Origin of the sequence: Candidatus Sulfidibacterium hydrothermale, from assembly GCF_020149915.1 — a bacterium.
In the GTDB taxonomy this organism is placed as follows: domain Bacteria; phylum Bacteroidota; class Bacteroidia; order Bacteroidales; family F082; genus Sulfidibacterium; species Sulfidibacterium hydrothermale.
In genome coordinates this window covers 2,884,224-2,895,899 of record NZ_CP083760.1, presented here as the reverse complement: position 1 = coordinate 2,895,899, position 11,676 = coordinate 2,884,224, and the positions used below count along the sequence as shown (strand labels likewise).

9 protein-coding genes are annotated in these 11,676 nt (G+C 42.9%); 6 read left to right on the top strand and 3 right to left on the bottom strand.

The window, feature by feature from the left end:
- Positions 1-51: 51 nt before the first annotated feature.
- A complete protein-coding gene (locus LA303_RS11875; protein WP_240525598.1) occupies positions 52-1,305 on the top strand; it encodes a leucine-rich repeat domain-containing protein in 1,254 nt (417 codons plus the stop codon).
- Positions 1,306-1,731: 426 nt separating this feature from the next.
- On the opposite strand, the gene LA303_RS11870 is transcribed toward LA303_RS11875, so the two are convergent.
- Both LA303_RS11870 and LA303_RS11865 read right to left on the bottom strand, forming a co-directional pair.
- Positions 1,732-2,016 (bottom strand): helix-turn-helix domain-containing protein, encoded by a 285-nt coding sequence (locus LA303_RS11870; protein ID WP_240525597.1) that lies wholly within the window; start codon positions 2,014-2,016, stop codon positions 1,732-1,734.
- An 11-nt stretch (positions 2,017-2,027) separates the two neighbouring features.
- Positions 2,028-2,345, bottom strand: coding sequence for a type II toxin-antitoxin system RelE/ParE family toxin (locus tag LA303_RS11865; protein WP_240525596.1), 318 nt, complete (start codon positions 2,343-2,345; stop codon positions 2,028-2,030).
- A gap of 174 nt (positions 2,346-2,519) precedes the next feature.
- Between LA303_RS11865 and purB the strand changes: the two genes are divergently transcribed.
- The gene (purB, locus tag LA303_RS11860; RefSeq protein ID WP_240525595.1) at positions 2,520-3,893 is read left to right on the top strand and encodes an adenylosuccinate lyase; all 1,374 of its coding nucleotides are present in this window, start codon (positions 2,520-2,522) and stop codon (positions 3,891-3,893) included.
- 6 nt (positions 3,894-3,899) lie between these two features.
- On the top strand, positions 3,900-4,916 hold the full coding sequence (gene murB, locus LA303_RS11855; protein ID WP_240525594.1) for a UDP-N-acetylmuramate dehydrogenase: 1,017 nt from the start codon (positions 3,900-3,902) through the stop codon (positions 4,914-4,916).
- Position 4,917: 1 nt separating this feature from the next.
- On the opposite strand, the gene LA303_RS11850 is transcribed toward murB, so the two are convergent.
- Positions 4,918-5,343 (bottom strand): desulfoferrodoxin family protein, encoded by a 426-nt coding sequence (locus LA303_RS11850; RefSeq protein ID WP_240525593.1) that lies wholly within the window; start codon positions 5,341-5,343, stop codon positions 4,918-4,920.
- Between the two features lie 224 nt (positions 5,344-5,567).
- Here LA303_RS11850 and LA303_RS11845 point away from each other — a divergent pair, with 224 nt between their 5' ends.
- The 3 genes from LA303_RS11845 (at position 5,568) to LA303_RS11835 (ending at position 11,675) form a co-directional block, all read left to right on the top strand.
- Positions 5,568-8,450: a 2-oxoglutarate dehydrogenase E1 component gene (locus tag LA303_RS11845; protein ID WP_240525592.1), complete on the top strand. Its 2,883-nt coding sequence runs from the start codon at positions 5,568-5,570 to the stop codon at positions 8,448-8,450.
- Between the two features lie 12 nt (positions 8,451-8,462).
- A complete protein-coding gene (odhB, locus tag LA303_RS11840; RefSeq protein WP_240525591.1) occupies positions 8,463-9,752 on the top strand; it encodes a 2-oxoglutarate dehydrogenase complex dihydrolipoyllysine-residue succinyltransferase in 1,290 nt (429 codons plus the stop codon).
- 132 nt (positions 9,753-9,884) lie between these two features.
- Positions 9,885-11,675 (top strand): bifunctional metallophosphatase/5'-nucleotidase, encoded by a 1,791-nt coding sequence (locus LA303_RS11835; RefSeq protein ID WP_240525590.1) that lies wholly within the window; start codon positions 9,885-9,887, stop codon positions 11,673-11,675.
- Position 11,676 lies beyond the last annotated feature (1 nt).

Genomic DNA, 11,676 nt, shown 5'->3' with positions numbered 1-11,676 from the left:
TTTTACCAAAAGCTCTGCTTTAGACAACCTTTTTGGGCGTTTTTTTGAAACATGAAAAAAATAGTTTTCTTTCTTTTCTTTTTGTTTCTGGCCAAAGCCGGGTATACACAAAAGCTGAAAACGGTTTCCGCGCGGCGCGATTCGTTATTCCGGGTTTGGCAAAAAAGAAATGATTCTCTGGCCCGGATCAGACAGCAGGAACGGTTACATTTTTTGGCTTCGGCTAACAAAGATTCTGTTTTTGTGCTGGATCTTTCCCGTTGTGATTTCACAAAACTGCCGGATATTTCGGGCTTTAAAAAAGTGAGATCATTAAAAGCCTCAGGAAACCATTTGAAGAAAATCCCGGTTTCCTGTCTGGAAAGCGACAGCCTCCGGAATGTGGTCTTTTCGAATAATCCGCTGAAAAAGATCCGGTTTCCGAAAAATTCAACCATTACCTTTGTGAAGCTTAGCCATGACCGGTTCAGGAGAATTCCCCGCTCTATTAAACGGCTGAAAAACCTGAAAACACTGGAGATGGAGTACAATCATATAAAACGTATTCCGCGGTTTCTCCGGAAAATGACGGCATTGGAAGAGGTAAACCTGAACTTTAACGCGGTGAAGCTGAATAAACGAGCCGTGAAAAACCTGAGTGGGGTAAAAAGTATCCTGTTGGCAGGAAACCATCTGAAACAACTGCTGGAAAATGTGGATGAATGGCAGTCGGCTAAAAAACTCAACTTTGCTAAAAATGAGCTTTCTTCGCTTCCGGCATCTTTCGGTAATCTCGATAGTTTGAGAATCCTTATTTTTTATAAAAACCGGTTTGATACGATTCCTGCAGAAGTTTTCCGGTTGCACCGGTTGGTTCAGCTTGATTTTTACTACAACCAGTTGAAAGCAATTCCTCCGGCTATCGGAAGGCTGACAAACCTCCGGCAGCTTTTTCTTTCGTTTAATCACATTTCGGTGTTGCCTGATTCCATGCGCTATCTGACGCAATTGCGGTATTTGTACATTCATCATAACCAGCTGAAAGTAATTCCTTCGTGGATCAAAAACTTTTCGCATTTACAACGAGTGGGGCTGGGGTATAATCAGCTTTTTTATGTTCCGGATCTTTCCGGATTAAAAGAACTGAAAGAGCTTGATCTACAACATAATAATTTGTCTCAATTTCCCTGGAAACTGGCAGAGAGTCCCCGTATCCGGATTCTTATTCTGCGTAACAATCCTTTTATTCTATCCCCGGCAGACCGCGAAAGGTTACAACGTTTGGTAAAAGAAAAACGGGCGTATGGTTATACCTTGATTCCGTAAGTGCCTAAAGGGGAAAACCACAAAAGACAAAAAATCAAATCACAAACGAAATCCCAAAAAACAAAAAGACAAATCCCCAAAAAAGTATCAACGCTTTTCATCGTTTGAGTGTCCGCTCGAACGATAATTTCCGGACTTATCTGCGTCAAACACCGATAAGATGTGATACATTGGAGTCCCGTAGGGACGACTATTATCATTGACTCTGAATTTATTCAGAGGTCAGTGTTCAACCCCTTCGGGATTAGTTATAAATACAAGATATAATCACTTTAAGTACTTCACACTTCAAGTACTTCCATTGCCTAAAGTTGGCAGTGCCTAAAATTTGAAATGCAAAACATTAAACATTTTGAAAGGTGTACGCGTTATTCTGCCAAAAAGTCTACACACATACATGCATGGACAGGAGAATGTTGTCGCTAATCATTTTGCAGTCAGATCAATGGATAAATTAAGAGCATTTGCAATTAATACAAAATTTGATATTCTGATGTCTTCACCATTTTCAACTCTTGAGATGTAGGGTCTTTTTTTGCCAATCATTTTCGCTAAATCATTTTGACTTAGCTTTAATTCCTTTCGGCGTGTTTTAATGATTTCTCCAAAATAATATGAAAAAGCTTCATCTCTGAATTTTTCGCGAGATTCAGTTCCTTTTTTGCCGTATTTTTTTTCAATGATGTCTTTCGCTTTTATTAACTGCCCCATAATTTTACGCTTTATAAATATTTTTCTAATATTTTTTCTGCTTGCTTAATCGCTTTTTTATAATCTTTTGTCGATTTTTTATGAAAGCCCATTAAACAAATTGCTTTTGTACATTCATTAAAATTTGCATGATCTACAGCAAATATGATTACACGAATTTCGTTACCTGTTTTTATTCTTAGTTCATAAAAATGTGTATTTATTAGCTTTTTAATGAAATTTGAATGTACAATTTTTATTTCTGTAATCACCTCAATCAGTTGAAAAAACTTGGTTGATATTCTTTCACCCTGATGATCTATAAAATCTAAACATTCCGGTGTGATCAAGATTTCTCTCACAGGGCAAAAGTAACGTATTCGTTACATATATGCAAGTTTTTTTATTTTCTTTTTTTGATATGAAGTAAACTGCCCCAAGCCTATAGATTTTTTAACCTTTAAGGTGGTTTTATTTCTGAAAGGTTAATCCAAAAGTTTTACCTTTGAAAAAAATTAAAACCCATGGAGCTTTCGCCGCTAACCGCTGTTTCTCCGATAGATGGCCGCTATCGGGAAAAAACAAAATCCCTCTCGGAGTATTTTTCTGAGTATGCCCTCATCCGTTATCGTGTACGTGTGGAAGTGGAATATTTTATCGCTTTGTGCCGGCTTCCTTTGCCCGGACTGGAGCATGTGGATGCTTCCCGTTTTGATGCCTTGCGGACAATCTATCAGCAGTTTTCTGAAAAAGATGCCCGTACGGTTAAAAAGACAGAAAAAGTGACCATCCACGATGTGAAAGCGGTGGAGTATTTTGTTAAAGACAAAATGGAAGCAGCCGGACTGGGAGAGCTGAAAGAATACATTCATTTTGGATTAACGTCTCAGGATGTTAACAATACGGCATTTCCGCTTATGCTGAAAGAGGCGCATCATAATGTTCTTTTTCCGGCTCTTCAAAACCTGAAAAAGCAACTGGCCGGCCTGGCTGACCGCTGGAAAGCGGTTCCGATGCTGGCCCGTACACATGGACAGCCGGCTTCTCCTACACGATTGGGAAAAGAGCTGTTCGTTTTTGTTGAACGGCTCGAAAGACAGTTGGAATTGCTGCAGAGTATTCCGTTTTCAGGAAAATTTGGCGGAGCTACCGGAAACATGAATGCCCATGTGGTAACTTATCCGTCGGTGGACTGGAGAAAATTTGCCAATGATTTTTTGGAAAAACAACTGGGAATCCGGCGTCAGCAGACGACCACACAAATTGAACATTACGACGATCTGGCGGCCTGGTTTGATGCTTTAAAACGGATAAATACTATTCTTGTCGATTTGAGCCGTGATGTGTGGCTGTACATTTCCATGGATTATTTTAAGCAAAAGATTAAATCCGGCGAAGTGGGTTCGTCGGCTATGCCGCACAAAGTAAATCCCATTGATTTTGAAAATGCCGAGGGAAACCTCGGAGTGGCCAATGCTTTGTTGCAGCATCTTTCCGGAAAACTTCCGGTATCGCGCTTGCAGCGCGATTTAACCGATTCTACCGTACTTCGTAATATTGGGGTTCCGCTGGCCCACATGCTCATTGCTTTGCATTCGCTGAAAAAAGGATTGGGAAAGCTGATTTTGAATGAAGAAAAACTGAAAGCCGATCTAAACGATAATTGGGCGGTGGTTGCCGAGGCCATTCAGAATATTTTGCGGCGTGAGCGTTATCCGCAGCCTTACGAAACCCTTAAGGCACTGACCCGGACCAACAAAAAGATTACCCGGCAGGAAGTTTGGAAATTTATTGATAACCTGGATGTTCGCGAAGAAGTAAAAAAAGAATTAAAGGCCATTACTCCTGAAAATTATACGGGTCTTCAATGGAAGTCATCCGGCAGGAAAAAGGGATAAAAAGTTATGCAGTTTTTAGATCATATTTCTTTAAAAAATTATAACACCTTTGGTGTGAAAGTAAAAGCCCGCTATTTTGTTTCCATTTCTGCTTATGAAGAAATAGAAGATGTGGTAAAAAATTTCGACCCGGGCGAAAACCGTCATTTTATCCTTGGCGGCGGAAGTAATTTGTTGTTTACCCGCGATTTTAACGGCTGGATCTTACACAGCAACATCAAAGGATATCATGTGGTGGAAGAAACTGACGATGAGGTGCTGATTAAAGCGGGAAGCGGTGAAAACTGGAGTGATTTTGTGGACTTTACGGTGCAAAAAGGCTGGGGCGGATTGGAAAATCTGAGCCTGATTCCCGGAACAGTGGGTGCTGCTCCTGTGCAGAATATTGGTGCGTACGGCGTAGAGCAGAAAGATGCTTTTGAGTCTCTCGAAGCCTGTAATTTAATTTCCGGACAACGTTGTTATTTCAATAAGCTTGAATGTGATTTTGATTACCGGAGCAGCATTTTCAAAGGCGGCGAAGCCGGCAAATGGCTTATCCTGAACGTAACTTACCGGTTAAAGAAAAAACCGGATCTTCACCTGGATTACGCGCCGTTGCAAAAATATTTTGAGAAAACGCCTCCCGAAAAAATTACTGTCCGGGCGGTGAGCGAAGCCGTAAAAGCCATTCGTCGGGCCAAACTTCCGGATCCGGAGAAGCTGGGGAATGCCGGCAGCTTTTTTAAAAACCCGATCATTCGCGAAGAGCGTTTTCACCATTTGCAGCAGCGGTTTCCTGACATTCCTTTTTACCGGTTACCCAATGGCTGGATAAAGATTCCTGCCGGTTGGCTGATCGAACAAACCGGATGGAAAGGAAAAAGAAAAGGAGATGCCGGTGTGTACGAACGCCAGGCATTGGTGATTGTGAATTACGGTAAAGCAACAGGTCCGGAAATATTGAACTTAGCCAAAGCCATCCAAAAAGATGTTTTGAAAAAGTTTGACATTCAGCTGGAACCGGAAGTGTTGATTCTCTGAATTAAACCGTAAATTCTTTTATCCAGAAATCGTGTTTGTTGCAGAAACTGGTGGCAAAAAGTTTTCCGTGAAAACCGGCCGGAAGTTCAAATTCAGAAATGGGTTGCACGTCAGTAGGGTAGAACGTTTTGGAACCCAATACCTTTCCGGAAGCATCCACCAGTGTGTGCCGTACAATATAATGTGCTGCAGTCATGGGATGAACCGTGTGTAATTTTATTTTGTTGCCCTCAATTTTTACCTGTGGTACATGGCTGGGGGCTTTCCCGTTCCAGCGTCCCTGGTCTTTTTCTGTATAAATAATTCCTGGCAGTGCATGAATGGTTTTCTTCTGAGGTTCTGTAGCTGCAGCCAGTAACGGACCGGAAAAAGCAACAGCACCGGCCGTGATCAGGCTGTTCCGGATAAATTTTCTTCTGTTCTTCATGGGCTATATTTTTTTCTTGAAGCAAAAGTCCGCATATTTATCCGGAAAAACAAGCATTTAGCAAAATTATTTTTAACGATTCTAAATTATTTCCCAGTTTTAACGATGTGGGTCCATTGGTCTCATCTTTTATCCCAAATTACAAATCGAAATATAATCGGTATTATATGGAAATATAAAAATATCTAAATTGATTCTAAATAAGAAGGAAGTTTTGTATTTTTGTGCTTTCTACTTACGACTTTACCATGATGGACGATGCGCATTTTTTGAACCAGGCCGACCCTGCTTACATTGAAAATCTCTACCAAATTTATCAGGAAAATCCGGAAGCGTTAGACCCCGGCTGGCAACAGTTTTTTCAGGGCTTTGATTTTGCTTTGAAAAATTATCCGCAAAAAGGAACGCCGGGTTTGGAAACGACCGATGAATTTAAAGTGATCAACCTGATTAATGGTTACCGGCGCCGGGGGCATCTGTTTACCCAAACCAATCCGGTGCGTAAACGGCGCAAATATGTTCCCACCCTGTCTATCGAAAATTTCGGACTTACCCCGGACGATCTTGAGCGGACTTTCCTTGCCGGTAATGAAATAGGTATCGGTCCGGCAAAGTTGAAAGATATTGTGGCTTTCCTGGAAACGACCTACTGTCATTCTATCGGTACCGAGTATTATTTTATTCGGGATGTGACGATTGTGAACTGGTTGCGGAAAACTTTCGAGACCACCCAAAACCGTCCCCGCTATTCCCGCGAAGAAAAAGTCTATATCCTGAAAAAATTACTCCGGGCGGTACACTTTGAAAATTTTCTGCAGAAAAAATTTCCGGGGCAGAAGCGGTTTTCGCTGGAGGGAGCTGAAGCCCTGATTCCGGCACTGGATGCCGTTATGGAAAAAGGAGCCGACCTGGGTATCGAAGAGTTCGTTATCGGAATGTCGCATCGCGGACGTTTGAATACGCTGGTCAATATTCTGCGAAAACCGTTTAAAGAGGTGTTTGCCGAATTTGAAGGGGTGGAATATGAAGATGAAAATCTCCTGGGCGATGTAAAATATCATTTGGGCTACACCATCCGCCGGAAAACAAGCAAAGGAAAACCGGTAAAGTTAACCTTGTCGCCCAATCCTTCTCACCTTGAGGCGGTGGATGCTGTGGTAGAAGGAATTGTCAGGGCAAAAATGGATAACCATTTGGAACACAATCCGGATAAAATTGTTCCCATTCTTATTCATGGCGATGCTTCCATTGCCGGACAGGGAGTGGTGTACGAAGTGATCCAGATGTCTGACCTGAAAGGGTATTCTGCCGGCGGAACCATTCATCTGGTCATTAATAATCAAATTGGGTTTACCACCGATTATCTCGATGCCCGCAGCAGTACGTATTGTACCGATGTGGCAAAAACGACCCTGTCTCCGGTATTTCATGTTAATGGTGATGATGCCGAAGCGGTAGTCTTTACGGTTCAGCTGGCTATGGAATTCAGGAACCGTTTCCATAAGGATGTGTTTATTGATATTTTGTGTTATCGCCGTTACGGACACAACGAAGGAGATGAGCCCCGTTTTACCCAGCCTTTGTTGTACAAGGCGATTGAAAAGCATCCTAACCCGTACCAGATTTATAAAGAAAAACTGCTGCAGGAAAAGGCGGTTACGCCTGAATTTTGCCAGCAGGAAGAAAAACATTTTAACCAGCGGCTCGAAGAACATTATGCGGCAGCAAAATCACACAAAAAGGCGGCGATCGACAGCTTTTTGAAAGATATCTGGAAAGGAATCCGTCCGGCAACGGATAAAGATTTCCATCATTCGCCGTCAACGGCCGTTCCTAAAAAAGAGCTGCTGCAAATTGCCGGAAAAATTACGGCATTGCCCGATGAAAAGAAGTTTTACCGGAAAACTATTCGCCTACAGCAACAGCGGGCCGAAATGATTTTTAAGAAAGAACAGCTCGACTGGGCTATGGGAGAGTTGCTGGCTTATGGAAGTCTGCTGGCAGAAAATATTCCGGTACGGCTCAGTGGTCAGGATGTGGAGAGAGGTACTTTTTCACACCGGCATGCCGTTTTGCGTCTTGAAGATTCGGAAGAGAAATATGTGCCGTTAAATCATATCCGGGAACAACAGGCTCCGTTTGCGGTGTTTAACTCTCCGTTGTCGGAGTATGGGGTGCTGGGTTTTGAATATGGTTATGCATTGGCTTCGCCGCATTCGCTGGTGATCTGGGAAGCTCAGTTTGGCGATTTTGCCAATACGGCTCAGGTGATTTTTGATCAGTTTATCAGCAGTGCCGGAGAAAAATGGAATGTGATGAACCATTTGGTGGTGTTGCTGCCGCATGGTTACGAAGGGCAAGGTCCTGAACATTCCAGTGCCCGCATGGAACGGTTTCTGACTCTTGCGGCCGAGAAAAATATGCAAATTGCCAATTGTTCAACGCCGGCTAACTTTTTTCATTTACTCCGGCGGCAAATGAAACGTCCGTTTCGCAAACCGCTTATCGTATTTACCCCCAAAAGTCTGTTGCGTCATCCGCGTGCCGTGTCGCCGTTAACCGATTTTACGCAGGGCGGATTTCGTGAAGTGATGGATGATGAAACAGTCACTCCTGACCGGGTAACCCGTGTTATTTTTTGTACCGGACGGCTTTATTATGCCCTTTTGGCCGAAAGAGAGAAATTGAAAATAGATACGATGGCCTTGGTTCGTATTGAACAACTTTATCCCTTTCCGGAAAAACAGGTGAACGCGATCATCAGAAAATATAAAAACACAACCGATTTTATTTGGGCTCAGGAAGAACCAGCCAACATGGGAGCCTGGCAGTTTATCGAAAAAGTTTTCGACAAAAAGCATTCGTTGCGGCTGATAAGTCGTCCTGAAAGCGGAAGTCCGGCTACCGGTTCTCCGCAATTTCATGTCATTCGCGAACAAAAGATCCTGGATAAAGTTTTTCTGCAATGCGAATGTCCTTACCTGCATGAAGAGTGTGAGATGGCTTGTATCGGAAACCGCTGGAAATCATTTGAAAAAGAATTGGCTGCTTTGCAGGTACAACATATCGACAGTAAATTTCACTCTGGTGTTAAACCCTTGAAATAAACAATTAAACGCATGAAAGTAGAGATAAAAGTCCCCAGTCCGGGTGAATCCATTACCGAAGTACAACTGGCTGCCTGGTTGGTAAAAGATGGCCAACAAGTGGAAAAAGATCAGGATATTGTGGAAATCGATTCGGATAAAGCGACCCTTACCGTGGCTGCCGAAGCCGACGGAAAAATAAAGCTTTTGGCTAAAGAAGGAGACACTATCGAAGTGGGATCGGTTTTGGCGGTTATTGATACGGAAGTAAAAGGAGAGGCTCCGGACAAGCCGGTTGCCGGACTTCCGGAAGATAAGAAAACCGAAACCCCGGAAAAAGAAGCCCCGAAAAATGCTCCGGAAGAAAAACAGAAAAACAGGACTCCGGAAGAAGATAAAACCGGTGAAAAGCTTCATCTTTCGCCGTTGGCGCGGAAACTGCTTCAGCAGGAAGGCGCTACGGAAAAAGAATTGGCCGAATTTTTCCGGTCGGTGCGCATCGGGAAAGAAGATGTCCGGTTTTTTCTTGAAAACAGGAATCAGCAACCCCGCAAACAAGCCACCGCTGCAACCAAAACATCATGGACCGGAGAGCGGAATATCCGCCGGGAAAAGATGAGCATGCTGCGTAAAAAGCTGGCACAGCGACTGGTTTCCGTAAAAAATGAAACCGCCATGCTGACCACATTTAATGAGGTGGATATGAGCGCGATCATGGAAATCCGAAGGAAATACAAAGAGATTTTCAAAGAAAAGTTCGGTGTGGGATTGGGGTTTATGTCTTTTTTTACCAAAGCCGTTACCGAAGCGCTTCAGCTTTTTCCTCAGGTGAATGCCCAAATTTCAGGAGATGAGCTTATTTATTTCGATTATGTGGATATCGGGATAGCCGTCAGTGCGCCCAAAGGACTTGTTGTTCCCGTGATACAAGATGCCGAAAAAATGAGCCTGGCCGAAATAGAAACAGCTATCAAAACACTGGCAGTCAAAGCAAGAGAAAATAAAATTACCCTTGACGAGATGCAGGGAGGAACCTTTACCATCACCAACGGCGGGGTATTTGGCTCTATGATGTCCACACCCATTCTTAATCCGCCGCAAAGTGCCATCCTGGGAATGCACAACATTGTGAAACGGCCGGTGGCGGTTAACGGAAAAGTGGAAATCCATCCGATGATGTATGTGGCGTTGTCTTACGATCACCGGATTATTGACGGACGGGAGTCGGTGGGCTTTCTGGTGAAAGTAAAAGAAATGCTGGAACAACCCCAGCGTATGCTTTTCGGTGCCCGTAGCGCAGAAGAAGTGCTGCTGGATTTGTAAGCTAAAAAGGAAACTTTACATCATTTTTTCGGGGAACGGTTAAAATCTGTTCATTACCCGTGCTTTTCCCGCTATTTGTGTAACTTTGAACACAAAACAATTTTTCATGCCAATTTTTTATTCTTTTTAAAAATGAAAAATCTTCAAATAGTGTGGCTTTTCATCGTGTTTTTTGCCACCGGCAGTCTTCATGCCCAAAACATCACCATATTACATACCAACGATATGCACTCGCGCATTACCGGTGATGGGCCCGAAATAGATTACACCCCCATGATCATCAACAACGACAGTGTGTTGGGAGGTTTTGCGCGACTGGCTACTTTGCTGAAACAACAAAAATCAACAAACCCGAACGGAACCCTTATTTTAGATGCCGGAGATTTTTTAATGGGAACCCTTTTTAATACCATTGAGCCTCAAACCGGATTTCAGCTTTCGCTGATGAAACAGATGGGCATACAATTTACCACCATCGGCAATCATGAATTTGATTATGGCCCCAATGCACTGGCACAAGCCATTCAGGCGGCTGAAAAAAGAGGCGGACTTCCGCAAATTATTTCTACCAATCTGAACCCGGTTCCTGATGCGCCGAAAGACGGGCAGCTGGCCAAACTTTTTGCCAACAAAACCATTTTACCTTATAAAATTATTGAAGTAAAGGGAGTTAAAATAGGCATTATCGGTATCCTGGGAAAAGATGCGGCTGAAGTGGCTCCTTTAAAAGCTCCTGTACAGGTGGCAAAACAGAGTAAAACCGCCCGTAAAACCGCAAAAATGCTGAAAAAGGAAAAGCATGTTGATTTGGTTATCTGTTTGTCGCACAGTGGTGTGTATTCTGATGGAAAAGGCGGTTTTTACGGCGAAGACGTAAAAATGGCCAAAAAAGCCAAGTACATTGATGTCATCATTAGCGGCCATACTCATGTGGTTACTCCACAGCCCGTTAAAGTGAAAAATACACTGATTGTACAAACCGGATGCTATTTGCATAACCTGGGACGGCTTGATCTCACCATTAAAAACGGAAAAATTGCCGCATACCATTATCGCCTGATTCCTATTGACGACCACATTTTGGGAGATGCCAAAGTCAATGATGAAATTAACCGGTACAAAAGCCAGATCAATAAAAAAATCTTAAACCGGCAGCATTTATACTACCGGCAACCGGTGGCAGAAACATCTTTCAACTTAATGAAACACAACAAGCGGGGATATCAGCATACCAATCTTGGCGTTTTTCTTACCCAGGCCATACAGCATGATGTAAATCGTTATGGCGACAGTACCGATGTGGAACTACTTGCTTCAGGTACCATTCGTGACAATATTTTGGAAGGAAAAACCGGTGTCATTACGGTTCCTGATATCTTCAGGGTCTTGTCGCTGGGCCGCGTAAACGACAGTCTGCCGGGTTATCCGCTTGCTAAAATTTACATCACCGGCCATGAACTGAAAAATCTTATGGAAGTGTTGTTGCTTTCCAAAAGCGACGATGGTTACGTTTTTGTTTCCGGCGCAAAAGTGTATTACAACCCCAAAAAAGTGATGTTACACAAAGTGTACAAAATTGAAATAAACGGAAAACCGATAGATCTTTCCAAAAAGAATCCCAAACTTTACAGTATTACTGCTGACACTTATCTGCTTAGCTTTCTTGGCAGAGTGAAAAAACTAAGTCACGGACTGGTGAGTGTGGTTCCGAAAGATGCTCACGGAAACCCCGTTACCAATATGAACACTGCCTTGATTGACTTTAACAAAAATAAAAAAGGGATACAACCGGGAACCGAATGGCTGGCGGTTATCCATTATCTGCAACAGCTAAAAGACAAAAATAACGATGGCATTCCGGATATTCCGTTACAATACAAAAAGCCTTTATCGCATCGTATTGCCGGAAAAAAAGAAAATTAAA

What these genes read in the sequence shown, in the direction of transcription:
- LA303_RS11875 (WP_240525598.1), top strand. Translation starts at nt 52, where the DNA reads ATGAAAAAAATAGTTTTCTTTCTTTTCTTTTTGTTTCTGGCCAAAGCC.
- LA303_RS11870 (WP_240525597.1), bottom strand. Translation starts at nt 2,016, where the DNA reads ATGGGGCAGTTAATAAAAGCGAAAGACATCATTGAAAAAAAATACGGC.
- purB (WP_240525595.1), top strand. Translation starts at nt 2,520, where the DNA reads ATGGAGCTTTCGCCGCTAACCGCTGTTTCTCCGATAGATGGCCGCTAT.
- murB (WP_240525594.1), top strand. Translation starts at nt 3,900, where the DNA reads ATGCAGTTTTTAGATCATATTTCTTTAAAAAATTATAACACCTTTGGT.
- LA303_RS11850 (WP_240525593.1), bottom strand. Translation starts at nt 5,343, where the DNA reads ATGAAGAACAGAAGAAAATTTATCCGGAACAGCCTGATCACGGCCGGT.
- odhB (WP_240525591.1), top strand. Translation starts at nt 8,463, where the DNA reads ATGAAAGTAGAGATAAAAGTCCCCAGTCCGGGTGAATCCATTACCGAA.
- LA303_RS11835 (WP_240525590.1), top strand. Translation starts at nt 9,885, where the DNA reads ATGAAAAATCTTCAAATAGTGTGGCTTTTCATCGTGTTTTTTGCCACC.